Source organism: Rhizobium leguminosarum bv. trifolii WSM2297, assembly GCF_000271845.1.
Genome location: NZ_JH719395.1, coordinates 1,058,996 through 1,084,844, shown reverse-complemented (window position 1 = coordinate 1,084,844; position 25,849 = coordinate 1,058,996). Strand labels below are relative to the sequence as shown.

General features: G+C 61.4%; 27 protein-coding genes and 2 pseudogenes. 15 read left to right on the top strand and 14 right to left on the bottom strand.

Translation table 11 applies throughout. The features are described from left to right. Positions 1 to 8 precede the first annotated feature (8 nt). The 11 genes from RLEG4DRAFT_RS20585 to RLEG4DRAFT_RS20535 all read left to right on the top strand — a co-directional run bounded on the left by RLEG4DRAFT_RS20585 (position 9) and on the right by RLEG4DRAFT_RS20535 (position 10,656). Complete coding sequence (locus tag RLEG4DRAFT_RS20585; RefSeq protein ID WP_171898223.1) at positions 9 to 2,048, top strand: FUSC family protein; 2,040 nt, start codon at positions 9 to 11, stop codon at positions 2,046 to 2,048. 4 nt (positions 2,049 to 2,052) lie between these two features. Next, the gene (locus RLEG4DRAFT_RS20580) at positions 2,053 to 2,883 is read left to right on the top strand and encodes an RNA methyltransferase (protein WP_003579571.1); all 831 of its coding nucleotides are present in this window, start codon (positions 2,053 to 2,055) and stop codon (positions 2,881 to 2,883) included. Continuing rightward, positions 2,864 to 3,664, top strand: a complete 801-nt coding sequence (gene murI / locus RLEG4DRAFT_RS20575; RefSeq protein WP_003579570.1) for a glutamate racemase — start codon at positions 2,864 to 2,866, stop codon at positions 3,662 to 3,664. The genes RLEG4DRAFT_RS20580 and murI overlap by 20 nt, the downstream gene beginning before the upstream one ends. Positions 3,665 to 3,769: 105 nt before the next feature. Beyond that, the gene (locus RLEG4DRAFT_RS20570; protein ID WP_210161334.1) at positions 3,770 to 4,012 is read left to right on the top strand and encodes a DUF1778 domain-containing protein; all 243 of its coding nucleotides are present in this window, start codon (positions 3,770 to 3,772) and stop codon (positions 4,010 to 4,012) included. Further along, the gene (locus RLEG4DRAFT_RS20565) at positions 4,009 to 4,494 is read left to right on the top strand and encodes a GNAT family N-acetyltransferase (protein ID WP_003579568.1); all 486 of its coding nucleotides are present in this window, start codon (positions 4,009 to 4,011) and stop codon (positions 4,492 to 4,494) included. The genes RLEG4DRAFT_RS20570 and RLEG4DRAFT_RS20565 overlap by 4 nt, the downstream gene beginning before the upstream one ends. Positions 4,495 to 4,627: 133 nt before the next feature. After that, on the top strand, positions 4,628 to 6,139 hold the full coding sequence (locus RLEG4DRAFT_RS20560; protein WP_003579567.1) for an ATP-binding protein: 1,512 nt from the start codon (positions 4,628 to 4,630) through the stop codon (positions 6,137 to 6,139). Between the two features lie 225 nt (positions 6,140 to 6,364). Continuing rightward, entirely contained in the window at positions 6,365 to 6,982 is a 618-nt protein-coding gene (gene rpsD, locus RLEG4DRAFT_RS20555) for a 30S ribosomal protein S4 (protein WP_003568975.1), read from the top strand. Between the two features lie 72 nt (positions 6,983 to 7,054). Further along, a complete protein-coding gene (locus RLEG4DRAFT_RS20550; RefSeq protein ID WP_003579565.1) occupies positions 7,055 to 7,984 on the top strand; it encodes a glutaminase in 930 nt (309 codons plus the stop codon). 58 nt (positions 7,985 to 8,042) lie between these two features. Next, positions 8,043 to 8,915, top strand: coding sequence for a tRNA 2-thiocytidine(32) synthetase TtcA (gene ttcA / locus RLEG4DRAFT_RS20545; RefSeq protein ID WP_003579563.1), 873 nt, complete (start codon positions 8,043 to 8,045; stop codon positions 8,913 to 8,915). 46 nt (positions 8,916 to 8,961) lie between these two features. Next, positions 8,962 to 9,789, top strand: a complete 828-nt coding sequence (locus tag RLEG4DRAFT_RS20540) for an inositol monophosphatase family protein (protein WP_003579562.1) — start codon at positions 8,962 to 8,964, stop codon at positions 9,787 to 9,789. Positions 9,790 to 9,831: 42 nt separating this feature from the next. Continuing rightward, a complete protein-coding gene (locus RLEG4DRAFT_RS20535; RefSeq protein WP_003579560.1) occupies positions 9,832 to 10,656 on the top strand; it encodes an inositol monophosphatase family protein in 825 nt (274 codons plus the stop codon). An 89-nt stretch (positions 10,657 to 10,745) separates the two neighbouring features. On the opposite strand, the pseudogene RLEG4DRAFT_RS20530 reads toward RLEG4DRAFT_RS20535, so the two are convergent. The 7 genes and pseudogenes from RLEG4DRAFT_RS20530 to RLEG4DRAFT_RS20500 all read right to left on the bottom strand — a co-directional run bounded on the left by RLEG4DRAFT_RS20530 (position 10,746) and on the right by RLEG4DRAFT_RS20500 (position 16,557). Then, positions 10,746 to 11,221: pseudogene (locus RLEG4DRAFT_RS20530) on the bottom strand (GNAT family N-acetyltransferase). 29 nt (positions 11,222 to 11,250) lie between these two features. After that, complete coding sequence (locus tag RLEG4DRAFT_RS20525) at positions 11,251 to 12,090, bottom strand: acyl-CoA thioester hydrolase/BAAT C-terminal domain-containing protein (protein WP_003579556.1); 840 nt, start codon at positions 12,088 to 12,090, stop codon at positions 11,251 to 11,253. Positions 12,091 to 12,185: 95 nt separating this feature from the next. Further along, positions 12,186 to 13,466, bottom strand: a complete 1,281-nt coding sequence (locus RLEG4DRAFT_RS20520) for a multidrug effflux MFS transporter (protein ID WP_003579554.1) — start codon at positions 13,464 to 13,466, stop codon at positions 12,186 to 12,188. A 34-nt stretch (positions 13,467 to 13,500) separates the two neighbouring features. Then, a pseudogene (locus RLEG4DRAFT_RS20515) lies at positions 13,501 to 14,701 on the bottom strand (multidrug effflux MFS transporter). Between the two features lie 138 nt (positions 14,702 to 14,839). Then, positions 14,840 to 15,175: a Grx4 family monothiol glutaredoxin gene (gene grxD / locus RLEG4DRAFT_RS20510; protein WP_003579551.1), complete on the bottom strand. Its 336-nt coding sequence runs from the start codon at positions 15,173 to 15,175 to the stop codon at positions 14,840 to 14,842. A 145-nt stretch (positions 15,176 to 15,320) separates the two neighbouring features. Continuing rightward, positions 15,321 to 16,142: a c-type cytochrome gene (locus RLEG4DRAFT_RS20505; RefSeq protein WP_003579549.1), complete on the bottom strand. Its 822-nt coding sequence runs from the start codon at positions 16,140 to 16,142 to the stop codon at positions 15,321 to 15,323. A gap of 163 nt (positions 16,143 to 16,305) precedes the next feature. Further along, entirely contained in the window at positions 16,306 to 16,557 is a 252-nt protein-coding gene (locus tag RLEG4DRAFT_RS20500) for a hypothetical protein (protein WP_003579548.1), read from the bottom strand. A 164-nt stretch (positions 16,558 to 16,721) separates the two neighbouring features. Between RLEG4DRAFT_RS20500 and RLEG4DRAFT_RS20495 the strand changes: the two genes are divergently transcribed. From RLEG4DRAFT_RS20495 to RLEG4DRAFT_RS20485, 3 genes are all read left to right on the top strand, one after another. Further along, complete coding sequence (locus tag RLEG4DRAFT_RS20495; protein ID WP_003579546.1) at positions 16,722 to 17,888, top strand: hypothetical protein; 1,167 nt, start codon at positions 16,722 to 16,724, stop codon at positions 17,886 to 17,888. A gap of 207 nt (positions 17,889 to 18,095) precedes the next feature. Further along, complete coding sequence (locus tag RLEG4DRAFT_RS20490; protein ID WP_037093902.1) at positions 18,096 to 18,422, top strand: ArsR/SmtB family transcription factor; 327 nt, start codon at positions 18,096 to 18,098, stop codon at positions 18,420 to 18,422. 1 nt (position 18,423) lies between these two features. After that, positions 18,424 to 18,894: an SRPBCC domain-containing protein gene (locus RLEG4DRAFT_RS20485; protein ID WP_003579542.1), complete on the top strand. Its 471-nt coding sequence runs from the start codon at positions 18,424 to 18,426 to the stop codon at positions 18,892 to 18,894. Between the two features lie 147 nt (positions 18,895 to 19,041). Here the strand turns inward: RLEG4DRAFT_RS20485 and RLEG4DRAFT_RS20480 are convergent, their stop codons facing one another. The 4 genes from RLEG4DRAFT_RS20480 to RLEG4DRAFT_RS20465 all read right to left on the bottom strand — a co-directional run bounded on the left by RLEG4DRAFT_RS20480 (position 19,042) and on the right by RLEG4DRAFT_RS20465 (position 23,765). Next, the gene (locus RLEG4DRAFT_RS20480) at positions 19,042 to 19,275 is read right to left on the bottom strand and encodes a BolA/IbaG family iron-sulfur metabolism protein (protein WP_003579540.1); all 234 of its coding nucleotides are present in this window, start codon (positions 19,273 to 19,275) and stop codon (positions 19,042 to 19,044) included. A gap of 19 nt (positions 19,276 to 19,294) precedes the next feature. Next, the gene (gene purL, locus RLEG4DRAFT_RS20475; RefSeq protein ID WP_003579537.1) at positions 19,295 to 21,526 is read right to left on the bottom strand and encodes a phosphoribosylformylglycinamidine synthase subunit PurL; all 2,232 of its coding nucleotides are present in this window, start codon (positions 21,524 to 21,526) and stop codon (positions 19,295 to 19,297) included. Between the two features lie 120 nt (positions 21,527 to 21,646). Then, positions 21,647 to 22,225 (bottom strand): acyloxyacyl hydrolase, encoded by a 579-nt coding sequence (locus RLEG4DRAFT_RS20470; protein ID WP_003579536.1) that lies wholly within the window; start codon positions 22,223 to 22,225, stop codon positions 21,647 to 21,649. 121 nt (positions 22,226 to 22,346) lie between these two features. After that, on the bottom strand, positions 22,347 to 23,765 hold the full coding sequence (locus tag RLEG4DRAFT_RS20465) for a PLP-dependent aminotransferase family protein (protein WP_003579535.1): 1,419 nt from the start codon (positions 23,763 to 23,765) through the stop codon (positions 22,347 to 22,349). 81 nt (positions 23,766 to 23,846) lie between these two features. Between RLEG4DRAFT_RS20465 and RLEG4DRAFT_RS20460 the strand changes: the two genes are divergently transcribed. Continuing rightward, entirely contained in the window at positions 23,847 to 24,104 is a 258-nt protein-coding gene (locus tag RLEG4DRAFT_RS20460) for a DUF1127 domain-containing protein (protein ID WP_003579534.1), read from the top strand. A 27-nt stretch (positions 24,105 to 24,131) separates the two neighbouring features. On the opposite strand, the gene RLEG4DRAFT_RS20455 is transcribed toward RLEG4DRAFT_RS20460, so the two are convergent. From RLEG4DRAFT_RS20455 to RLEG4DRAFT_RS20445, 3 genes are all read right to left on the bottom strand, one after another. Beyond that, positions 24,132 to 24,524 (bottom strand): hypothetical protein, encoded by a 393-nt coding sequence (locus tag RLEG4DRAFT_RS20455; protein ID WP_003579533.1) that lies wholly within the window; start codon positions 24,522 to 24,524, stop codon positions 24,132 to 24,134. 84 nt (positions 24,525 to 24,608) lie between these two features. Further along, entirely contained in the window at positions 24,609 to 25,280 is a 672-nt protein-coding gene (gene purQ / locus RLEG4DRAFT_RS20450; RefSeq protein WP_003579532.1) for a phosphoribosylformylglycinamidine synthase subunit PurQ, read from the bottom strand. Further along, a complete protein-coding gene (locus RLEG4DRAFT_RS20445) occupies positions 25,277 to 25,831 on the bottom strand; it encodes an RNA 2'-phosphotransferase (protein WP_003579531.1) in 555 nt (184 codons plus the stop codon). Before RLEG4DRAFT_RS20445 ends, purQ begins: the two co-directional genes overlap by 4 nt. Between the last annotated feature and the right edge of the window lie 18 nt (positions 25,832 to 25,849).

Below are 25,849 nucleotides of genomic sequence, written 5' to 3'. Positions count from 1 at the left end.
GAGGGCTCTTGCATTTGTTTTCCGGTTTTCAGCTTCGCGACTGGCTGCTTGCCAACGACCCGGCGCTCTCGCGCCTGCGCATGGCCTCGCGGGTGACACTGACGATCGTCCTCTCGTTCTTGATCCTGCTTGCCATCCAGACCTTTGTTCTGCCGCTACCGACCGCGGCTTTCGGCCTCGGCATCGTGTTGTCGATCGAGGGCGGGATCGCCGTTCGCGACAAAGGCAATGCGCGCCAGCTGGTGACGCGGCTTTTCGGTTGTGTCGCAAGCCTTGCCGTCGTCGCCGTCGCCGCGGGGCTCGAGGATAACCGTTTTCTCTCCGATCTCGTCTTTCTGGTGGTGATTGCGCTCGCCTCGGCCGGACGGGTGTTCGGGCCGCGTGGTTTTGCCGTCGGCATGTTCGCCTTCACTTCCTATTTTATGGGCGCCTATTTCCGGCCTTCGCTGGCCGACCTGCCGGAGGTGGCGATCGGCCCCGTCGTCTCGGTTTTGGTCGGTCATCTGGTGAGGGCGGTGCTCTTGCCCGACGACTGGCGCCGCGACCTGCTGCGCTCGCTCGAAAGCGTCAGCGGCAGGATCAACCAGATCCTCTTCAAGCTCGCCGCTCTTGCCGGCGGTGCTGAAATCGGCGAAGCCGACCGGCAGGAAATGCGCCAGCTGGAAGACCGGCTGAAGGAGGTGGTGCTAATGGCGGAGACTTTCATCCCGCGCCCGCCGGCCGGCGTCTTCGACGGTGCTGCCGATCCCGCCGCGGAGCTGGCGATCCGGCTTTTCGATGCACATCTTGCCGCCGAAAGCGCGATCGTGCTGAGCTTCCAGAGCCCGCCGCCTTTTGCACTCGTTCACGCTGTGATCGAGGCAGATAAGGCGGCGCTTGCCACCTATGAGGGGATGGCGGAAACCATCAGGGACCAGCCGCAGAGCGAGACGGTGCGAGCGCTGCTGTGGCTCGGCGAGGCGCGGCAGCAGCTGACGCAGGCGATCGACGAGGGACAGGCCTCCAGTTTTTCCGGCATCGATACTGTCAACGACACTGCGCAATCCCCGCCTATCGACTTTTCATTCGCCAACCCGCTGCTGCGCTCGGCGCTGCAGATCACGCTCGCCTCGGCAATCGCTATGGGCTTCGGCCTGCTACTGTCGCGCGAGCGCTGGTTCTGGGCCGTGCTCGCCTCTTTCCTGGTTTTCACCAACACCAATTCGCGTGGCGATACGGCAATGAAGGCGCTGTCGCGCTCGCTCGGCACCGTGTTCGGGATTGCAATCGGCCTTGTGCTGGCGACGCTGATTTCGCGCGAGCCGGCTATCGCCATTCCGGTCGCCGCTGCCTGCATCTTCCTCGCCTTTTATTTCCTGCAGGTCTCTTACGCGACGATGACCTTCTTCATCTCGATCGTGCTCTGCCTGGTCTACGGCATGACCGGCGTGCTGACGCTCGATCTGTTGAAGCTGCGCATCGGCGAGACCGTGATCGGCGCGGTGGCCGGAACGGCGGTTGCCTTCGTCGTTTTCCCGACGCGCACGCGCGGCGCCCTCGATTCAGCACTCGCCCGCTGGTTTCAGGCGCTGCGCGATCTGCTTGGTGCGCTCGGCGAGGGCAGGCACGGTTTCGAGCTAATCGCGCTGTCGCAGAAGATCGATGCCTGCTACCGCGATGTGACGGTGGCCGCCCGGCCACTCGGCTCCTCCTGGTCGGTGGTGACGCGGCCCGGCCAGATCCGCCAGACGCTGGCGATCTTCCTGTCCTGCACTTATTGGGCGCGTATCCTGGCGAAGAGTTACGAAACGCCGGCCGCTGCTGACAATCTGAACACGCTGATCGCGGCGGATCTGGCGCTGATCGACAACGCTGCCCCGCGCGGTTCGGCCTGTTTCTTGATCAAGCGTAAGGCATCGTTGACGACCGGACGGCATCTGCCGTTGTCGCGAGACGGCGCCAAGCTGGGGCTCGAAATGATCGGTTCGGCGCTGGAAAGGCTTTATCCGCAGGCTGATGTCTTGCCGTTTGCACCGGGCGAGGCTATTGCGCGCTCGAAACAGGGATAGGACCATGGCAGGTACGAACAGCGAGCGTCAACTTCTGGCCGAAGGGCCGGCGATCATTCTGGTCGAGCCGCAGATGGGCGAGAATATCGGCATGGTGGCGCGCGCCATGGCGAATTTCGGCCTGGCCGAGCTGCGTCTCGTCAATCCGCGCGACGGCTGGCCGAACGAAAAGGCGCTGGCGACGGCTTCCAAGGCCGATCATGTCATCGAGGCTACCAAGGTCTACGAGACGCTGGAGCAGGCGGTTGCCGATCTCAACTTCGTCTATGCGACGACGGCGCGCGAGCGCGACGGCTATAAGCCGGTGCGCTCCCCCGTCATCGCCGCCGAAACGCTGCGGGCGCGGTTCCGCGCGGGCGAGGGCACCGGCATTCTCTTCGGACGTGAGCGCTGGGGGTTGACCAACGAGGAGGTGGCGCTGGCCGATGAGATCGTCACCTTTCCCGTCAACCCGGCCTTTGCCTCGCTGAATATCGCCCAGGCGGTGCTGCTGATGTCCTATGAATGGATGAAATCCGGCATGGAAGATGTCGGCGCGGTGCCTTTCCAGGCGATGGGGCAGACGCCCTCGACCAAGGAGCAGCTCTTCGGCCTGTTCGACCAGCTGGAAGAGGCGCTCGATGCGCGCGGATATTTCCATCCTGCCGGGAAAAAGCCGAAAATGGTCGACAATCTGCGTGCTGTTTTATCCCGCCGGGCCTTCACGGAGCAGGAAATCAGCGTGTTGCGCGGCGTCATCTCCTCCCTCGACCGCTTCTCGCGCAAGAGCCCGCGCGGCGGCAGGTTCCCGACATCGGCCAAGGAAACACCGCCAGATGACAGCGACGACGCGTGAGCTGAAACCTATCCTCCTCTTCGATTCCGGCATCGGCGGGCTGACCGTCTTGCGCGAGGCGCGCGTGCTGATGCCGGAACGCGGCTTCATCTACGTCGCTGACGATGCCGGCTTTCCCTATGGCGGCTGGGAAGAACAGGCGCTGAAGGAGCGGATCATCGGGCTCTTCGGCAAGCTGCTGACGGATTATGATCCCGAAGTCTGCATCATCGCCTGCAACACCGCCTTCACGCTTGTTGGCGCCGACCTGCGCGCCGCCTTTCCACAAATGACCTTCGTCGGTACCGTGCCGGCGATCAAGCCGGCAGCGGAGCGTACGCGATCGGGCCTAGTTTCGGTGCTTGCGACGCCGGGCACGGTGAAGCGGGCCTATACACGCGATCTCATCCAGTCCTTCGCGCAGCAATGCCATGTCCGACTCGTCGGCTCGGAGAACCTTGCGGGCATGGCCGAGGCCTATATTCGCGGCGACGCCGTCTCCGATGAGGTCGTGTTTGCTGAGATCGATCAATGTTTCGTCGAGAAGGACGGTCAGAAGACCGACATCGTCGTGCTTGCCTGCACGCACTATCCCTTCATGGCCAATCTTTTCCGCCGGCTTGCGCCCTGGCCGGTCGATTGGCTTGATCCCGCCGAGGCAATCGCGCGGCGCGCCCGCACGCTGGTGCCGGCGGCCGCCGATGCGGTGCATCCCGATAATTTCGACTTCGCTGTCTTCACGTCGGGCCACCAGGATTTTGCCACGCGGCGGCTGATGCAGGGGTTTGGGCTGCGAGCGTAATGCCGAGTTGACGTTCGGCCAATTTGTGGGTACAAGTGGACCCACAAAAACTCCGGAGTTAACATGGTCCAAAATGCGCAAAAAGACGATACTCTGAAAGTCCGCATGGATCGGCCGACATTCGAGCTGATGGAAACGGCGCGCAATTATCTTCATCTCGACAAGAGCAAATTCATCCGCGAAAGCATTCGTGAAAAGGCGGAGGCCGTGATTGCCGAGCACGGCAGGACGCGCTTTACGGCCGAGGACTGGGAAAGCTTTTTCGCGGCATTCGATGAGCCAGCCAAGCCGGCGGAGCGCATGGTCGATGCCGTCAGGAAATATCGCGATATCGTCAGCGGCTCATGAAATTCGAACTGCTCGACCCCAAGCGCCATGATCGAGAGGGGTTTGATTGCGGCGTAGACGCATTGAATGCCTATCTCAAGCGCTTCGCAAATCAGGATGTTAGGCGCGGTCTGACACGCGTCTACGTTCTCTGCGACGGCGCACGGATTGCCGGTTATTTCTCGCTGAGCGCTCATTCGGTTTCTCGGCAGGATCTTCCGTCACAGATCCAGGCTGGCCCCTACGAGGAATTGCCGTTCCTGATGCTGGGTCGGCTCGCCGTCGATCGGCAATACCAGGGCCGGGGCCTTGGAGATGTACTAATCGTCCATGCCTTTGCGATAACGCGTTCTGCCGCAGGGCAGATCGGAATTCTCGGCATGATCGTCGATGCGAAGGATGAACGCGCGGCGGGATTCTACCAGCGCTTCGGTTTTCAGAGGCTTTCCGGCACGGCGCTTCGTCTCGTCCTGCCGATTACGGCGATGGACCGGCTTCTCTGATGACGCGGGAATTGTCCTGTGGGTTGGCGAAATCCGACCCTGAAAATCACCAGATTCTTTGATAGACGGGGCATTGCCGTTTCGGAAGAATGGCGCTTCATTCATGTGAGTCTCTTCTCCGCGAGGATCGGCATTGCAAGTTGGCATCGATATGGGATTGGCGTCCGGCAGCCCGGCGACGCTCGATATCGAGGAGCTGCTGGCGACCCGTCTTCTCGTGCAGGGCAACTCCGGGTCGGGCAAGTCGCATCTGTTGCGCCGACTGCTCGAGCAATCCGCGCAATGGGTGCAGCAGGTCATCATCGACCCAGAGGGTGATTTCGTCACGCTCAGCGACAGGTTCGGTCATGTCGTCGTCGATGGCGAGCGCACCGAGGCGGAATTGGCGGGCATTGCCAACCGCATCCGCCAGCATCGGGTTTCCTGCGTGCTGACGCTCGAAGGCCTCGATATCGAGCAGCAGATGCGGGCTGCCGCCGCCTTCCTCAACGGCATGTTCGATGCCGATCGCGAATATTGGTATCCCGTTCTCGTCGTCGTCGACGAAGCGCAGATGTTTGCGCCATCCGTCGGCGGCGACGTCTCGGAAGATGCGCGCAAGATGTCGCTCGGGGCGATGACCAACCTGATGTGCCGCGGCCGTAAACGCGGGCTTGCCGGGGTGATCGCGACGCAGCGGCTCGCCAAGCTCGCCAAGAACGTGGCGGCCGAAGCCTCGAACTTCCTGATGGGCCGTACCTTTCTCGATATCGACATGGCGCGCGCCGCCGACCTGCTCGGTATGGATCGGCGCCAGGCCGAAATGTTCCGGGATCTGAAGCGCGGCAATTTTGTTGCCCTCGGCCCTGCATTGTCGCGCCGGCCGCTGCCGATCCAGATCGGCACGGTGGAGACTTCGGCGCGCTCTTCCAGCCCGAAGCTGATGCCGCTGCCGGATGCGCCACAGGATGTCGAGGATCTGATATTCACGCCCGATCCTGAAGAATTCCAGCGTCCGCTGGTGCGCCGTGCCCCGCCGGCGCCCCGGCCGACGACCGATATACTGGCAGAACTATCTCGCTCGACACCGGCGGCGTCGCCTGCACCGGTCGAGGCGAGAGCGAGCCAGGTGGAAATTTCCGCCGAGGAGCGGGAAGAGCGCCTTTCCGGCGTGCTTGCCGAAATCCTCGACGATCCGACATCAGCTTTCCGCACCGATTCGGTGCTCTACCAGGATTTTCTCGTGCGGCTGCGCATGCGCCGCGTGCCGGGACCGCCGATCGCGCTGCCGAATTTCCGCCGGCGCGTGGCGATCTCCCGTTCCGGCGTCGATGCGGCGACAGCCGCGACCGACGCGTGGGCGACGGCGCTGTCGTTGTCAGCAGGGGTTACCGACGACCTGCAGGGCGTCTTCCTGATGCTCGCCAAGGCTGCCGCCTGTGGTGAGGCGTGCCCATCGGACGCGCGCATTGCCCGTGCCTACGGCACCCATTCCGCCCGGCGCGCCCGTCGTCTGCTCGGTTATTTCGAGGAGCAGGGGATCGTCGTCGTGCACACGGATTTCTCCGGCAAACGCATCGTGGCTTTCCCCGACATGAATTGCCAGACCGCACCAGGCGATGCGAACGCGCCGGATACGGGCGATCAGCCGCTGGCTGCGGAATAGTGGCGCTTTCCGGCTTTGGCGCAGTTGACATTTTCATGACGGGCCTCTAAAGACCGCGCCAAGCACCGGGCAGCAATGCCCGGTGTTTCATTTAACATGTCCCGTGGATCGTTTCTGTTCGCGTAACCGAAACATCCTGTCAGATCTCGGCAGAGATCAGAGGAGGGCGTGTTTCCTTCGCGCGGTTTGGCAACAAACCGTCATAAACTTTTGAAAGGAAATACGATGAGCAAGCGCGAATCGTCCAAGTACAAAATCGACCGCCGTATGGGCGAAAACATCTGGGGCCGTCCGAAGTCCCCGGTAAACCGCCGCGAATACGGCCCGGGCCAGCACGGCCAGCGCCGCAAGGGCAAGCTTTCGGACTTCGGCGTGCAGCTGCGCGCCAAGCAGAAGCTCAAGGGCTACTACGGCGACCTGCGCGAAAAGCAGTTCCGCGCGATCTTCGCCGAAGCCTCTCGCCGCAAGGGCGACACCTCGGAAAACCTGATCGGTCTGCTCGAATCTCGCCTCGACGCGATCGTCTATCGCGCCAAGTTCGTTCCGACGGTCTTTGCTGCCCGTCAGTTCGTCAACCATGGCCACGTCACCGTCAACGGCGTCCGCGTCAACATCGGTTCCTATCGCTGCAAGGCCGGCGATGTTATCGAAGTTCGCGAGAAGTCGAAGCAGCTGGTGACCGTTCTGGAAGCCGTCAGCCTCGCTGAGCGTGACGTTCCCGACTACATCGAAGCCGATCACCACAAGATGGTCGCCACCTTCGGCCGCGTCCCGACACTCAGCGACGTTCCGTTCCCGGTCGTCATGGAACCGCAGCTGGTCGTCGAATTCTATTCGCGTTAATAAACACCAGGCGTTTTCGCATATGGAAAAGCCGCTCTTTCGGGCGGCTTTTTTGTTATCCGGAGAGAAGCGATGGCGGATCTGCAAGCGATCCTCGACAGTATCCATACCGACATCCTGCCGCGCATCGGCGAGGGTAAGGTCGCTGACTATATTCCCGAGCTTGCCAAGGTCGATCCACGGCAGTTCGGCATGGCGATCGTCACCGTCGACGGCAAGGTCTATCGTGTCGGCGATGCCGATATCGCCTTCTCGATCCAAAGCATATCCAAGGTCTTCATGCTGACGCTGGCGCTCGGCAAGGTCGGCGAAGGCTTATGGAAGCGCGTCGGGCGCGAACCGTCCGGATCGGCTTTCAATTCCATCGTCCAGCTCGAGCACGAGAGCGGCATCCCGCGCAATCCCTTCATCAATGCCGGCGCGATCGCTGTTTCCGACGTGGTCATGGCCGGGCACGCACCGCGCGAGGCGATCGGCGAGCTGCTGCGCTTCGTGCGTTATCTCGCCGATGACGAATCGATCACCATCGACGACAAGGTGGCCCGCTCGGAAACGCAGACCGGATATCGCAATGTCGCGCTTGCCAATTTCATGCGGGCCTACAGCAATCTCGACCATCCCGTCGATCACGTGCTCGGCGTCTATTTTCATCAATGCGCGCTCGCGATGAGCTGCGAGCAGCTGGCCCGCGCCGGGCTGTTCCTGGCGGCGCGCGGCAGCAATCCGACGACCGGCCATTCGGTTGTGTCGCCGAAGCGGGCGCGGCGTATCAATGCGCTGATGCTGACCTGTGGCCACTATGACGGCTCGGGCGATTTCGCCTATCATGTCGGCCTGCCCGGCAAGAGTGGCGTCGGCGGTGGCATCTTCGCGGTTGCGCCCGGCATTGCCTCGATCGCGGTGTGGTCGCCGGGGCTGAACAAGGTCGGCAATTCGCAGCTCGGCGCCGTGGCGCTTGAGATGCTTGCGGCACGCACCGGCTGGTCGGTTTTCGGCGATTGAGACTGTGTTGGCGCACGACTTTCTGTTAAGGCAGGCAGACCTTCGATAGGACGAAGTTATGAATATCGCAGCCCACATCGCGGACGACCTGGAAGCCGGCGAAGCCGACAGCGGCATCGGCCATGCGCTGTTTGCCGATGCGCCGCGCTCGGTCTCCTTCAACAAGCTGCGCAAGCGGCTGCTCAGGCAAGTGCGCCAGGCTTTCGACGATTTCGATATGCTGAAGGGACAGAAGCGCTGGCTGGTCGGCCTTTCCGGCGGCAAGGATTCCTACGGGCTGCTGGCGCTGCTGCTCGATCTGCAATGGCGCGGGCTGCTGCCGGTGGAACTCATTGCCTGCAATCTCGACCAGGGGCAGCCGAACTTTCCCAAGCACGTCCTGCCCGATTATCTCACGAAGATCGGCGTCCGCCACCGGATCGAGTATCGTGATACCTATTCGATCGTGAAGGAGAAGGTGCCGGAAGGCGCGACCTATTGCTCGCTCTGTTCGCGGCTGCGGCGTGGCAATCTCTATCGCGTCGCGCGGGAAGAAGGCTGCGATGCGCTGGTCCTCGGCCACCACCGCGAGGACATTCTCGAAACCTTTTTCATGAACTTCTTCCATGGCGGGCGGCTTGCCTCGATGCCGGCGAAGCTTCTGAACGACGACGGCGACCTGATGGTGCTGCGGCCGCTCGCCTATGCCGCCGAGGACGATCTTGCAAAGTTTGCCGCAGCCATGCAGTTCCCGATCATCCCCTGCGATCTCTGCGGTTCGCAGGACGGGCTGCAGCGCAACGCGATGAAGGACATGCTCGCCGATATCGAGCGGCGCATGCCGGGGCGCAAGGACACGATGCTGCGGGCACTTTCGCATGTGAACCCGTCGCATCTGCTCGATCCGAAACTTTTCGACTTTTCCAGCCTTGGTGTCGCCGATCCTTCATGAAAGGCCGGCTATGCAGGCTGTTCATTGCATCAAGGACAGATTTCGCATGACTATTTCTGACACGGACATTCTTTTCCTCGGCGAATGCGTCCGAGAGGCGGCGCGCATCGAAATCATGCCGCGTTTTCGCAATCTCGGCGCTGCCGATGTCTCGGAAAAAACCTCGGCGATCGATGTTGTGACGCAGGCGGATCTGCTCGCCGAACACAGGATCACGGCGGCACTGAAAGAGCACTTTCCCTCAGCGCTCGTCGTCGGCGAGGAAGCCTATGACGCCGACAAGTCTGTGGTGCCGGCACTTGCCGATGCCGAGCTTGCCTTCGTGATCGATCCCGTCGACGGCACATTCAATTTCGCCGCCGGGCTTCCGGTTTTCGGGACGATGCTGGCGGTGACCGTCAAGGGCGAGACGGTCGCCGGCATCATTTACGATCCGGTTCTCGGTGATACGGTAACGGCGATCAAGGGTGCGGGCGCCTTTCTGACGCGGCAGGACGGGCAATCGAGCAAGCTGACGGTGGCTGAGCCTGCCGCCTTGAACCAGATGGTCGGCGGCTTCTCGTGGGGGCACATGGACGATCCGGATCGCTCGCGCATCGCAGCCAACATGGCAAAGGCCCGAATGAACTTCGCCTTCAATTGCTCGGCTTACGAATATTGGATGGTTACCTCCGGCAAGATGCATTTCATCGGTCATGCGAAACTGATGCCCTGGGATCATCTGGCCGGCGTGCTCGCACATCAGGAGGCCGGCGGCCATACGGCGAAATTCGACGGTACGCCCTATCGTCCGGGCGAGACGACGGGCGGCATCATCTCTGCACCCGACAAGGAAAGTTGGCAGCTGATCCGGCGCGAGATCGTCGGCATCTGATTTGAGGCCCCTCCCACAAGGGCCGGACAGAAAGGATTTGACATGACTGCGACTGTCGACGTGACCGTTCTTGCCGATCTCTTGCGCCGCGCAGCGAAGGCGGAAATCCTGCCGCGCTTCCGCCGGCTCGGCCAGGGCGAGGTGCGCGCCAAGAGCGAGGCGACCGATCTCGTCACGGAGGCCGATGAGCAGGCCGAACGCATGATCAAGACGGAGGCCGAGCGGCTCTGGCCCGGGGCGCTGTTCGTCGGCGAAGAATCGGTTGCGGCCGAACCGGCGCTGCTTGGCAGGCTCGGGGATGCCGATCTCGCCGTCGTCGTCGACCCGGTCGATGGCACCTTCAATTTCGCCGCCGGTATCCCCGCCTTCGGCGTGATGGCCTCGGTCATCTCAGGCGGCGAGACCATTGCCGGGATCATCTACGATCCGATGGGCGACGACTGGGTAATGGCGGAAAAGGGTGGCGGCGCCTGGCTGCGGCGACCCGATGGCGAAGCGCGGCGGTTGCGCGCGGCCGAGCCTGTCGCGCTCGACCAGATGGTTGGTATGGCCTCGACAGGCTACCTGCCGCAGGAGAAGCGGGCGGAGATTCTCGGCAACCTTGCCAAGGTGCGCTTCCTCACCAACTACCGCTGCGCGGCTCATGAATACCGCACCCTTGCGGGCGGCCATGTGCATTACCTGATGTACAATAAGCTGATGCCTTGGGATCACCTTGCCGGCACGCTGATCTCACAGGAGGCCGGCGCCCATGCCGCCCGTTTCGACGGTTCTCCCTACCTGCCGCACCATCTCGATGGCGGGCTGCTGATTGCGCCCGACAAAACTTCCTGGGACGCGCTGCGGCGTGAGGTCTTCACTATCTGACGCATGAAAACCGGCCGCAAAACGTTGATTTTGCGGCCGTATCCTGCGACTGGGAATGCCGTTTCGGATGACATGTGGGCGGATCGTGCCTATTGCGTGTAGAGCTTTTCCATGAGGAAGTTTTCCAGGCCTTGTCCGCGTTTCCGACGATTTGCCTTGATATCACGCGGAAACCTTTGCGCTCGAAAAATGGCCGGGCGGTTCGGCTGGCTTCCGTATAAATTCTGGTGAATCCCAGCGTCCGAGCTTCCTCCTCGACCCTGCTCAACAGGCTGCTTGCGACACCGAGCCCCGGAAATTCGGGGTGGACGAACATCATGTCCAGGCATCCGTCGGCGGTCAGATCGGAAAAGCCCACGGGCTCTCCGTCGATTTCCGCGATCCAGGCGGGCCGGCTAATCCTGCGTTCCGCCCATAGGCCGCGATCTTCAACCTTTGCCCAAGCCTCGATCTGAGCGGGCGAATAATCTTTCGATGAGACCTCCCGGATGGCGCGCAGAAAAATGCCGATCGTCGCGTCCGCATCGGCTGGCGCGTAGGGCCTGATCAAAATTCGATCATTCATGGAGAAGCCTTTCCGCAGCACCGCTCCCGCTACAGAAGAGCGAGAATATATTCCCACGCCAGACGACCCAATTCGGCGTCGGCTTCATCACTTCCGCCGTGCGCCCGCAGCAAGGATCGGGCTGTCGCTTCACCCGGGAGCAGAATGCGATGACCTGCATCTTCTCCCAAGATAAGCCGGGTGGGTAAACCCGCATCAGAGCGCCGCCGGACAATCGACTTGGCAAATCTGTCCGATGGCCAAAGCGCATCATCGCATCCTGCTACAAGCATTATGTCGGCGGCAGTTTTCTCCAAAGGGATCGTCGCTGCCTCGATCTCAGAATCGTGCACATCAAGGCATCGTTCGAACAGTCCCCTGTAAGTTACGAGGCCATCTCTATATTCCGGGACCCAAGCAGGATCCGACGAGATAAAGGGAAGGGGCTTGCCGTGCAATGTCCACGACGAGCGTTCCGGCCAACTGATGCCATCGAGACCAGGCCCGATATTTCCCCAGACGACCGACGAAGGGCTCATTGCAACCACAGCGTTAACGCGCGCGTCGTGAACGGCTGCAAGCAGCGCGGCTTCTGCGCCCTTCGATGTCCCGACAAAGACGATGCGTTTGCAGCCCAGTTCCACCAGATGATCGGTGGCAGCGAGGAAACTTTCCAGCGGCACCTCGCAAATGCCGGGCACCTGGCCTTCGCCGCCGAACCAGCGAAGCGCGATTGCTGTCGCCCCTCGGCTTGCAAACAACTTGGCGCGCGTCTCATCGACCCGACCGCTGGATCCGGCGAGCACAATGACGCCGGTGTCGGTATTCGCGTCGATCCGAAATATCTCACCCTGAAGTCCCAGGGGGAGACGGTGATAGTCTGTATCCAAAACCAGGGCCCTCCGCGGATCATCTAGATTTAGGAGACGTGTGAAGTTTGTCACTTAAACATACCGACCGGACCGAGCGACCCGACGGGCTTGCGTCAGAAGTGAGCCGCACCCGGATCGAGCTGCGGGCTGTCGCCGGGATGGGTGAAGAGCTTGCCGTTCTCGGCCCAAAGCGTGGCTGCGATTGTCGCCATCCCGAAGAGCGCAAAACCGCCGAAGAGCGGCTGCACCGTGCCGTTGAACATCTGGCCGACCAGGCCGCCGAGGATGGTGCCGAAGGTCGTCGAGACGAAGCCGGTGATGGCGGTCGCCGTGCCGGCGAGATTGCCCATCGGCTCGAGGCTGATGGCGGTGAAATTGGTGGCGATCAGCGCAAACATCATCAGCACGATGGTGAAGATGCCATAGGCGACGGCGAAATCCGGCTTTCCGGCAAGCGAAATGACAAAGCCGACAGCCGAGAGCGCCGTAAAGATCAGCAGGGCGGCGTGCGAGATGCGGCGCATGCCGAATGTGCGGACGAAGAAGCCGTTGGCGAAATTGGCGACAGCGATGCCGCCGGCGGTGGCGGCAAAGGCAATCGGCAGCCAGTCGCCAAGGCCGTAAACCTCGCCGAAGACCTGCTGCACCGAAATCACATAGGCGCTGATGACGCCGGTGAACATGGTGAGACCGATCATGTAGCCACAGGTGATGCGGTTGGTGAGCACGGTCTTGAAGCCATCGACGACAGAGCCGACCGACAGTGGCAGCCGCTCTTCCGGCGGCAGCGATTCTTTCAGCCGCAGAAGCGCCCAGACGAACAGGATGGTGGCGATGATGCCGAGCAGGATGAAGATCCAGTGCCAGTTGGCATAGGTGATGATCAATTGGCCGACGGAGGGAGCAACGATCGGCACGATCATGAAGACGATCATGACATAAGACATGACACGGGCCATTTCGCGGCCGCCGAAGCAGTCGCGTACAAGCGCCATGGTGGTGATACGCACGGCCGCACCGCCGACACCCTGAATGAAGCGCATGACGAGCAGCATTTCGAAGCTGCCGGTTGCTGCGGCGGCAAACATTCCGATCACGTAGCAGACGAGACCGCCGAGCAGGATGTTACGGCGGCCGAACGTATCCGAAAGACTGCCGAAGAATATCTGCGAGATGCCGAAGCCCAGCAGGAATACACCGATGATCAACTGCGCGTCGTTGGTATTGGTGACGCCAAGGGAATGGCCGATATTGGGCAATGCCGGCAGCATGCTGTCGATTGCCATGGCGACGCTTGCGGTCATGATGGCGATGGTGACGACGAATTCGCCAAAGCCCATGCCGATGCGGCGGGAACCCTGGTTTTCCTGATGCGGTTTATGCGGCGGCGTCATGTGGTGAAATCCCGGATGCGGAGGAGACCGGCCGTTAGACGGCCGGGTTCTGCTGTTGGAAGAGGCGGCCCTTTTCGGCGATCAGCACGAAGATCAGCCCGATGATCGACACGATGAAATAGCCGGCGACCATCGGCAGCGCAGTGCCATCGAAGGCCTGGCCGATGCCGGCGCCGATAAGGGCGCCGCCAACCGTGCTCATGAAGCCGAGGACGGAGGAGGCGGTGCCGGCGACATGGCCGAGCGGCTCCATGGCCAGCGAATTGAAGTTCGAGCCGATCCAGCCGAACTGGAACATGGCAAGGCCGAAGAAGGAGATGAACAGAGCGAATGGCATCGGAACTCGCCATCTGGACGATCAGCCAGATGGTGTTGATGGTGATGAAACCGATCAGCGAGCCGTGCGACAGTCGGCGCATGCCGAGCTTGCCGACGAAGCGTGAGTTGAAAAAGGACGACAGCGACATGAAGATCGCCACGCCGGCAAAAGCGAAGGGGAAATAGACGCCGAGATCATAGATGCCGACATAGACCTGCTGGGCGGAATTGATGAAGCCGAACAATGCGCCGAAGATGAAGGTGCTGGCGATGGTGTAGCAGAGTGCGATGCGATTGGTCAGCACCAGCTTGAAGGCGCCGAAGATCGAGCGGGCGGTGAAGGGGCGGACATTGGCGGGATGCAAGGTTTCCGGCAGGCGAAGGTAGGCCCAGACGGCGATTGCGATCGCCATGGCGGCGATGAAGAGGAAGATCAGGTGCCAGTTGCCGAAGAACATGACGATCTGGCCGGTACCTGGTGCAATCACCGGCACGATCATGAAGACCATCATGATCAGCGACATGACTTCGGCCATCTGCCGGCCGCCATAGATATCGCGGACAATGGAAACGGTGATGACGCGGGTTGCCGCCGAACCGACGCCTTGGACGAAGCGCAGGGCGAGCAAGCCTGCGAAGGAGGGGACGAAGACGATACTGATGGCGGAGAGAATGTAGATGACCAGGCCGATCAGCAGTGGCGTGCGGCGGCCGAAACGGTCGGACAGCGGCCCGTAGAACAACTGGGCGCAGCCGAAGCCGAGCAGATAGGTGGAGACGACGAATTGACGATGATTTTCGCTCTCGACGCCAAGGCTCGCACCGATCTGCTGCAAGGCCGGCAGCATGATATCGATCGCCAGAGAGTTGACGGCCATCAGGAAGGCTGCGAGCGCGATAAACTCTCGCTTGCCCATGGGCAGGCGGCCCGCGGACACGGCTTGTGATGAATCTGTCACAATGAAATTCCCATAAACAGGCTAAGGCGCTGCTGGCTGCAGCGCCTCGGACTCAAGATTACAGATTTGGAAACCGGGCGGACGCCCGGTGACCGGTCAGGCGGCGCCGCGCACGGTGATGCCGTTTTCCTGGAGATGCTGCTGCAGTTCACCGGCCTGGAACATTTCCCGGACGATATCGCAGCCGCCGACGAACTCACCCTTTACGTAAAGCTGCGGGATTGTCGGCCAGTTGGAATAATCCTTGATGCCCTGGCGGATTTCCGAATCGGCGAGCACGTTGACGCTCTTGTAGTCGACACCGATGTAATCGAGAATCTGCACGACCTGGCCGGAGAAACCGCACTGCGGAAACTGCGGCGTGCCCTTCATGAAGAGGACGACGTCGTTGCTCTTGATTTCGTTGTCGATGAATTCGTTTATGCCGCTCATGGGGACCTGATCCTTTCAACAGGCGGGTTCAAGGCCCGCCGTTTCAATCGTTGACTTTAGATAGCATGCGGCGGCAGGAATTCCAGCCGCCCCGATCAAAAAAAGACCAATCTGGTCAGACCACTTCTTTATTGTTGCTGTCGCGTTACGGTTGCCGGGTGAGATAAGCTTGGATCTGTTCGATTTCGGAATCTGTAAAATATCTGAAATCCCATAGGGAAACCTGCGTCATCACCCCGAGATCGCGGCCTCCGACACCCTTGCCGGTGCGCAGCAATGTCTTGAAATCGGCAGCCGAATAGGATTGTGCCAAGGGCCTCAGCGCCGGTGCCAGAAAGGCTTCGGACTGCTTGGCGGTATCGAGATTGTGACAGTGGCTGCAATCGGTCCTGAAGGCATATTCGCCGATATCGGCCGGGCGCGTGGCGGCGGGCGTGAGAACGGCCGGCACGAGGTCGGCCTCGAAGGGGACCTTGTCGAGCGCCAGGCCGATCCGGCCGAGCGGCCCCCATTGCGTCGTTCCGTCGACTGCGTCGGGAAGCTGCTTAAGACTGCGCAGCCAGGCGAGGATCGCCGCCATGTCGTCATCGGTGATATGGGCAAAATTGCCAGCCGGCATGATAAAGACGCCGGTGCTGTCCTTCTTGACGCCGTGGCGGATGAGGCGCACGAGCTCCGCATCGCTATACATCGGCGCGAAGCGGGTCAGGTTCGGTGCGACGATGCGGCCGAGGCCGGGCTCGTCGATCAACACGTTGCCGGCATCGTGATGACAACCGCCGCACATCAGCGTCCGGGCGCGGCGTTCGGCTTCCTCAGGCGGCAGCGTCGTCTTGACGGCAAAATTGGCGGCCGCGACGTTGTAGGTCCTGGAAAGACGCATCTCCGACAAGGCGTAGATGCCGACAACGGCGATAAGACAGATCGCGACCAGTGCCGCGAGAACGATTTTTAGAATGCGTTTCATCGGTCCGGCCCCCCAAGGACCTTGTGGAGGCAGGCGTGCCGCGCTCCATCGTGACAATCCGTTTGATATCGGTATAGGCGGGCGCCGGCTTTGTTGCCGCGGCATCGAGCCGGCGCGGGATATGGGAAATCTCCAAGATCGGTGCCGGCGAAGGCGCCAACGTCTAGCTGCGGCGCTGACGGCTGCGGCCGGCGGCGGTGCGGCGCTTGCTGACCTGCTTGCGGGCGGGCTTGCGTGTCGTGGCGGCCGTCTTGCGGGCGGTCGAAGCTGGCTTGCGTGCTGCAGCCGTCGTCGACGCGCTGCGCGTTTTACGCTTCTTGCGCTTCGTCGTGGCGCGGCCGGTGGTTTTCTTCAGGATCTCCTTCAGCACGCTATCGACGACGCCTGATATCAATTCTTTCACAAGATCGGCCACAAAACCCCTCCGTTAGTGGTGGAAACGACATGCCCGCTATTGAATTCCGGAAGAGTTCGGTTAGCAAGACGGCTTCGAGGCCAGGACTGATTTTTTGCCGATATTGGCCGCAGAGCAGCCGGATCGCAGCAACATGCCGGCCATTCGGCCGACTGGAAGGTGGAATGAAACTGATCGAGAAGCGGGTCGTCCTGCATTTCACCGGCTTCGAGCCGCTTGACGGCGTTGCCCACAGGGCACGCTACGAGCGCTCTGCCAGGCAGAGTGCCACCGTCTGGGGTTATTCGGTTGAGACTGGGGCGGCTGAGGCAGGGAGCGATCCCCTCAGTTTCGAGGTGACGACGGGCAACGGGGCAGGGACCGGTTCCCCCGGCTGGCGGACGAAGAGCCGGATCCACATGGTCGATCACGATGCGCTGGTAAGTCGGCTGCGCAGCGGCAACACGCTGAGCCAGATCGTTGCGGGTTTCCGCAGTTGCGCCCAGATCATCCTGGACGGCGGCATGTGGGGATATTTCCGCCACGCCTGGCGCTTCGGCCTGTTCTTCCTCTTCCCGTTCCTGCTGACCGCGCTGGCGATCGCGCTGACGGCGCAGATCGCCATCATGCCCTATAGTCTCGGTTTTTCTCCCTGGCACATGCTCTGGAGTGGGCCGCTCGCGCTCTGCTTCTTCATCTTCGCCTTCCTGCCGTTTTCCGAACGCTTTCATACGCTGCATCTTTTTGCCGATTGGAATATGGCGGTGGCGCTCGGCCGCATGGACCGGGCCGATTTCAACGACTGGCTGGAAGATCGGGCCATTGCCGTGCGCAAGGCGCTGGCTGAGGAGGCGGACGAATATGTGATCTCCTCGCACAGCATGGGGTCGAACGTTGCCGCCCATGTCATCGGCATATTGCTGGAAAGGGAGCCGGAGATCTTCAATGGCAAGCGCGTGGTGTTTGCCACACTCGGCAGCGCCATCCTGCAATGCGCGCTGCTGTCATCGGCGACTCTGCTGCGCGCTCGTGTCGGCCTGATCGCCCGTTGCCCCGAGATTTCCTGGCTCGACGTGCAGTGCCTGACGGATTCGATCAATTTCTACAAGGTGCCGGTCGTCGCCGTTTCCGGCCATGCGGATGCACCTGAGGCAAAGATGATCCTGATCCGCGTCAAGCAGATGCTGACGCGCGAGCACTACCGCAAGATCCGCAAGGACCAGCTGCGCGTCCACCGGCAATATGTGCTTGGGCCCGATCTGCCGGCGCCCTTCGACTTCACGCTGATGACATCGGGTCCGATGCCGGCCTCGGTCTTTGCGAGCCCTGACGAGAAGAGAATGCCCGGCTGAGGGCCCCGGCTATTGTCGCGAATCCCCTTTGCGGCAGGATTTACGGGAAAGTTCAGTGTCGGCGGTTTGTCGCGCAAGTTAGTAATCTTCCGACAGACAAAGTGCGAACAAGCTTCACATCCCTCGCTCAAAGCGTGCCAGTCAAAAAAGGTAGCCGTATGGATATCCATCTTGACCGATCCATCAGCGTGCCGTAAAGATAGCCATATGGATACCTATGAAGTGAACTTCCCGAAGATTTTCGGGGCTTTGTCCGACCCAACCCGACTCGCAGTCGTCGAAAGGCTCTTGGATGGACCTGCCTCGGTGACCGATCTATCGCGGCCGTTCGATATGGCGGGCCCCTCGTTCCTGAAACATCTCCGCGTACTCGAAAACGCAGGCGTTATCTCGTCAAGCAAGTCCGGGCGGGTCAGAAAGGTCAGCCTCGTTCCAGACTCGCTGATGCGGGTGGAGCATTGGGTCCGGCAACACCGCGCCCGGCTTGAGGAACGTTTCGACCGGCTTGGCAACTTCCTAGATCAGGAGCAGTAAAGTGACAAAAACGGAACAAGAGCACAGATCGATTACCATCGAGCGCGTTTTTTCCAATTGCGTGGATCACGTCTGGGCGGCGTGGGCGATTCCCGAAAAGAAGAAGGCATGGTTCGGTGAAGGACTGGCGGAATGCGACTTTCGCGAGGGAGGAGCCGAGCGCAGCAGCTTCGTCACGGACATGGGAACCCACACCAACCAGACGCGCTATTTCGAGATCAAGGAGCCCAAGAGGATCGTGTTTGCCTATTCGATGGCCCTCAATGGTCGTATCCATACAGTGTCGCTGGCGACCGTCCTGTTCTCCGAACATGGCGGCGGGACGAAGCTGACTTATGTGGAACAGTTGTGCGTCATCCCGCCGAGCGATGGGGCCGAAGGGCGGGAACACGGCTGGAGAGCGCTGCTGGATGGGCTGGCGAGCTATTTAGCCGGTGATATTCAAGACAGGCTTAGCAAACCTCTCAATTAAGGCGGCAGTTTTGCGACTGGATTTTGCGACGTCGCGAAAACAAGCACGCGGCGACGGGATTCGGCATTAATATCTACTTGGATGCCACATTAAGTTAGGGGGTTACGCCCAAGCGCCAAGCGTGGTTTATCCACATCGGACGAGACACTATTCCGGCGCGGAGGTCTGCAGCGCCAGCGCATGCAGTATGCCACCCATATTGCCCTTCAGCGCCTCGTAGACCATCTGGTGCTGCTGCACGCGGCTCTTGCCGCGGAAGGCTTCGGCGACGACTTCGGCGGCGTAGTGGTCGCCGTCGCCTGCCAAATCGCGGATCGTCACCTTGGCACCGGGAATCCCAGCCTTGATCATGTCTTCGATATCGCCGGGTTTCATCGCCATGATCGTTACTCCTTGCGCATTATTCCGCGGCCAGTTCGCCGCGGCCTTCCATGAAATCAGGGAACCACGATTCATGGGCATCGCGCAATTGCTGAATCGGCAGCGAGATGAGATCGCCGACAGCAAGCGTCGTTCCTCCGACGGTGCCGAGACGGCGGAAGGGAACACCCGCGCCTTCTGCATTTGCGCAGACGAAATTTGCCACGTCGGCAGGGACCGTCAGCACGTAGCGGGCCTGATCCTCGCCGAAGAGCAGCGCATGCGGCGCGCCTCTGCTTTCACTGAGATCGATCGTCAGGCCCTTGTCCGATGCCATGGCCATTTCGGCGAGTGCAACCGCAAGGCCGCCCGAGGAAATGTCGTGGCAGGCGGTCGCCTGGCCGTTGCGGATGACGGAGCGGACGAAATCGCCGTTGCGGCGCTCGGCAAAGAGATCCACCTCGGGGGCGGGACCTTCGCGGCTGGAGAGCACGTCACGGAGATAGACGGACTGGCCGAGATGGCTGCCGTCGACGCCGATCATAATCACCTTGTCGCCGTCATTGGCGCTGCCGATGCGGGCCATGGTGCGCCAGTCCGGCAGCAGGCCGACGCCTGCGATCGTCGGGGTCGGCAGGATGGCGACACCGTTGGTCTCGTTGTAGAGCGAGACATTGCCGGAGACGATCGGGAAATCGAGCGCCCGGCAGGCCTCGCCGATGCCCTTCACCGCCTGAACGAACTGGCCCATGATCTCGGGCTTTTCCGGATTGCCGAAGTTGAGATTGTCGGTGGCGGCGAGCGGCTCGGCGCCGGTTGCGGTGATGTTGCGCCAGCATTCGGCGACCGCCTGCTTGCCGCCTTCGAAGGGATCGGCTTCGACATAACGCGGCGTCACGTCGGAGGAGAAAGCGAGCGCCTTGCCCGGATGGCCGTCGACGCGCACGACCCCGGCATCGCCGCCCGGAAGCTGCAGCGAATTCCCTTGGATGAGCGTGTCATATTGTTCATAGACCCAGCGGCGGCTCGACTGATTGGCGGAGCCGACGAGCTGCAGCAACGCCTGGCCATAGTCGTCGGGTGCGGCGACGAGATTTGCGGGCAGGGGGGCATGCTTGCCGGATTCGCGCCAGGGGCGATCATATTCCGGCGCCTGGTCGCCGAGATCCTTGATCGGCAGGTTGGCGACTTCCTTGCCCTGGTGCATGACGCGGAAGCGCAGGTCGTCGGTCGTCTTGCCGACAATGGCGAAATCGAGGCCCCATTTGACGAAGATCGCCTTGGCTTCCTCTTCCTTCTCCGGCTGCAGCACCATGAGCATGCGCTCCTGGCTTTCCGACAGCATCATCTCATAGGCCGTCATCCGCTCTTCGCGGACCGGCACCTTGTCGAGTTCGAGCAGGATGCCGAGATCGCCCTTGGCGCCCATTTCGACGGCCGAGCAAGTGAGGCCGGCCGCACCCATGTCCTGGATGGCGATGACGGCGCCGGTCTGCATCAGCTCGAGGCAGGCTTCCAGCAGGCACTTTTCGGTGAAGGGGTCGCCGACCTGAACCGTCGGGCGCTTTTCCTCGATCGATTCGTCGAATTCGGCCGAAGCCATGGTCGCGCCGCCGACGCCATCGCGGCCGGTCTTGGCACCGAGGTAAACGACCGGAAGGCCGACGCCCTTGGCTTCGGACAAGAAGATGGCGTTCGACTTGGCGATGCCGGCGGCAAAGGCGTTGACGAGGATGTTGCCGTTGTAGCGGGCATCGAACTCGACTTCGCCGCCGACCGTCGGCACGCCGAAGGAATTGCCGTAGCCACCGACGCCGGAGACGACGCCCGAGACGAGGTGGCGGGTCTTCGGGTGATCCGGCTCGCCGAAACGCAAGGCGTTCATCGCGGCGATCGGGCGCGCACCCATGGTGAAGACGTCACGCAGGATGCCGCCGACGCCGGTCGCGGCGCCCTGGTAGGGCTCGATGTAGGAGGGGTGGTTGTGGCTCTCCATCTTGAAGACGACGCAATCGCCATCATCGATATCGACCACGCCGGCATTTTCGCCCGGGCCCTGGATGACGCGATCGCCTTTGGTCGGCAGCGTGCGCAGCCACTTCTTCGAGGATTTGTAAGAGCAGTGCTCGTTCCACATGGCCGAGAAGATGCCGAGTTCGGTGAAAGTCGGTTCGCGGCCGATCAGATCCAGAATGCGCTGATACTCGTCCGGCTTCAGGCCATGGCCCGCGATGAGTTCCGGCGTGATCGGGATGGTGTTTGGAATGGTCATGAGCGGAAAGTCCCTGGCGCGTTTTGCGCTGTCTTTAGCTTATGTAGCGGCGGCGCGCGACAGAAAAAAGCCCGCCGTCAACAGAGGGCGGGCAGACTCTTTTTTCAAAGCGGCAATCGGTCAGAACTTGTAGCCGATCTGCAGGCCGGCGCGTGTCATGCCGTCGTTCGGGCCGTCGCAAAGATTGGCATGCGAGGAGTGGGCGATCTGGGCCATCACGTTCCAATTGCGGGTGAAACGGTAGCCGGCGCCGGCATATTCGTGGAAGAGGAGACGACAGCCGAGTTCCGGGCCGTCATTGTCACCGTCGAGATTGCCGGTATGGATGACGCCGCCGAAGCCGGCTTCGGCAAAGAGCTTCTCGTTGAAATCGACCGTCCAGGTGAAACCGGTGAAGAATTGGCTGGCTTCGCCCGACGTGCCGATCGAGGTGCCGAGATGGACGCGGGGACGCAGCAACTGTTGCTGCCAGCCGACGGCGGTCTCATATCCGAAAGGATCGAAGAGAGCGGTGATTTCGGGAAAGACGCCGTCTTCCCTGGAATGTCCCGATTGTACCGAGGTCGAGACCCCGAACCGGAGTTCATCGAATATCTGCTCGCCGGCGCTCACCGAACCTGCCGTCGAGATGCCGGCTACCGCCGCCAATGACGCCGTACCCAAAAAACGCAAGGCGGTTCTTCCGAAGTCGACCCTCATCTGCTGTCCTTTGATTCGCGTCGGGCTGGAATACAAAGACGTAGCATGCAGATTGAGTCGGTGAAGCGCTTTGATTAGGCTGCTGCGTTTTTTCTAAATTATGACGTGCATTTGCAACACGTCATATTTCACCATCATAGGCGGAACCGCCATTTTCCAGCAGTCGGCGCAGGATCATCAAGCCAGCGATCAGTTCCTGACTGGTCTTCGGCGAGGAGAAGCCGACGCGGACGCGATGATAGGATTTTTCCGCGCGGGCCGCCTTGAATTCATCCTCGTCGTCGACGAGCACACCGTCGCGAAAGGCGGCATTCTTGAAGGTGCCCGACATCCAGGGCTCCGGCAGTTTCAGCCAGAGGAAGGGCGCATGCGGGTGCGATTGGAAATCGAATCCCTGCAACTGCTCGCGGGCGAGATGGACGCGCCGGGAGAGTTCCTCGACACTCTGTTTGCGGATCTCGTGCGCCGTGCCGCTTTCGACGAGGCGCGCACAGGTCTCCGCCAGGATGAACGGCAGGCCGCCGGTGATCATCCTGTGCGTCACCCTGATGCGCTGGGCAAAATGCGGTGGGCAGGCAACCCAGCCGCCGCGCACGCCGGCGGCGACTGATTTCGACAAGCCATTGACAAGGAAAGTGCGATCGGGCGCAAGCGAAGCAAGCAGCGGTGTCTCATCGGCTGCCATGCCGCCGTAGAGATCGTCCTCGATCAGCCAGACACCATGCTTCCTGGCGATTGCGGCAATTGCCGCCCGCCGCTCATAAGGCATGATCGTCACCGTCGGATTGTGGACGGTCGGCATCAGGAATGCGACCTTCGGATGCTGCTGCTGGCAGAGCCGCTCGAAATCCTCCGGGATCACGCCTTGCTCATCGGAATCGACCGTCAGCGTGCGGCGGCCCAGCAGGCGGGCGCTGCGGCTGACTTGGGTGTAGGTGAGGTTCTCGAAGACGATCTTGTCGCCCGGCGCCGAGACGGCGGCGATGACGGCGATTGCCGCCGCGTGAGCGCCGAGCGTGGGAACGATGTTTTCGACCTCCGGCGTCCAGCCGCTGCGGCCGAGCCAGCGGCGGCCGGCTTCGAACCAGTTCTGCGGAAAACTCCGGGAATAGGAGGAGATTTCGGCGAGATGCTGTTCGCCGATCTCGGAAAGGATACCCGCTATAATTTTGCCCTGGCCGAGATCGGGAGCGGCTGTCGTGTCGAAACGGATCTTGTTGGCGGGCGCATCCTGGAAACGGGTGCCGCCGAGCGAGACGGCCAGCGGATCTGTCTGTTCGCTGGGCGGCGTCTCCGACCGGTTCAGCACATAGGTGCCGCGCCCGACCTCGCCGGCAACCAGGCCGCGTTCGTGCACGAGCGCATAGGCGCGGCCGATCGTGCCGATTGTCACACCAATATCATAGGCGAGGTTGCGCTGCGGCGGCAATTTGCTGCCGGCGGGCAGGGCGCCGGTTGCGATGGCGGATTCGATGCTGTCGGCAAGCCGGAGATAGACCGGCCCGGCACCGCGGGAAATATCAGGAAGCCAATTTGTCATGGTGACAATTGCTTATATTGTCACATTGTACCTGTCAAGATTAAGAGTCAATTCCAAGGACGAACCGAGAGGATTCCTGGAATGTCTGCCCTGCCTGAAATCAAAATGCCAATTGTACCCATTGTCTCTTTCGAGGATAGAAGGCAAATCGCCCTGCCGTCCGCGCCCGCCGAAAAGGCGACGCGTCTGGGGCGAATCTGGGCCGCGCTTCTGCTTTGGCATCAGAAGCGGGAAGGCCGGCGGGCGCTGAGGGAGCTTACGGCAGCCGGACTCAAGGATATCGGGGTGTCGCAGTCCGACGCGGCCCGCGAAGTCGGCAAATCATTCTTCTGGGATTGATCGAGCCTTCGGCGCCGACCGCAGCGATCAGCTGCAGGCTTTGTTGCCCCCGGACCAGCGATTGACGTCGGCGGCGATACGGCCGGCGACCGGCTCCGACATCATCGGTCCGAAGGCCTGGAGCCGTGACGGGCTTCCCTCGGCCTGGACGACCAGCAACGGCCGAGCTTCCGGGCTGCCCTTGTGGACGAGCAGGATGCGCGGCCGGCCGGAGAAGGAATTGAGTTCCGGCGCAAGCTTATAGGCTGCAAAGGCCGGATCGCCGGATTTGAACCAGCAGGCATTGGCGCCGAGCGCCACGCGTTCCATCGTTGGCAGAGCCGCGCGGTTCGGACCTGTCGTTGGCGCCGACGTTTGGCAAGCTGCCACCATGGCTGCGAGAGCGGTCAACAGGGCGGCGTTTGCGAGGCGAGGGCGCATCAATCTTGCTCCGATCCGGACGGGAATTTTGGGGTGCATGCCGTTACCCAAGGCCGTTGCGAGGTCTTGGGCAAAGTGCAGGGCTCAGGCAGCGATGACATCGAGCGCCGAGGCAAAGAGGCCACGGCCGTCCGAGCCGCCATGAGCGGCTTCGATCAGGTTTTCGGGATGCGGCATCATGCCGAGCACGTTGCACTTTTCATTCATCACGCCGGCGATGTCGTTGAGCGAGCCGTTCGGATTGGTGCCTTCGGCATAGCGGAATACCACCTGGCCATTGCCTTCGATTCTCGCCAGCGTCGCTTCATCGGTGAAATAATTGCCGTCGTGGTGAGCGACCGGGCTGCGGATGACTTGCCCTTGCGCATAGGCGCGGGTGAAGTCGGTCTCGGCATTGACGACTTCGAGCTTGACTTCGCGGCAGACGAATTTCAGCGAGGCATTGCGCATTAGCGCGCCGGGCAGCAGGCCGGCTTCGACGAGAATCTGGAAGCCGTTGCAGACGCCGAGCACCTTCACGCCTTTTTCAGCCTTGTCGATGATCGCCTGCATGACCGGCATGCGGGCGGCGATCGCGCCGCAGCGCAGGTAATCGCCATAGGAGAAGCCGCCGGGGATGACGATCAGGTCGACATCGGGAATCTCGGTTTCCGTCTGCCAGATCGTCACCGGTGGCGTCCCGGAAATCTTCGTCAGGGCAGCGATCATGTCGCGGTCACGGTTGAGGCCCGGAAGTTGAACGACGGCTGATTTCATGGGGTCCCCGCGTCTGGCGAAAGATATTGAACTGGAACGCTTTCGGCGAGCCATACTCCATTGTCGGAGACAAAGAAAGAATGACCCTCTGAAAACATGCGGGCCGCATCCACACGTAGGATGAGATATTCACCCTTGCGGCGCGTTGCGACGATTTTCGCGGTTTCGACCTCCGCCGACAGGTGAACGTGATGGCGCTGCATCTTCTTCAAGCCTTCGCGCTCGATCGACTGCCAGCTCGCCAAAGACGTGCCGTGATACAGAGACGCGGGCGGTTCCACCGGGGTCAACGCGAGATCGATATCGACGCTGTGGCCCTGATTGGCGCGAATTCTGTTGTCGACAAGGGTGAAGCGCTTCTTCGGATTGTTTTCGACGATCTCGATAATATCGGCGCGGGAAACGTCGAATTTCGACATCAGCGCCTTTTCGAGTTCATCGAACGGCACCCAGCCCTCGGCATCAAGTGTCAAACCCGCGGCTTCGGGCGCATGACGCAAAACATAGCTCATATATTTCGAGACTTCCGTCTCCAGCTTTGCCTGCGTCATGACGCCAAATCCTCAAAG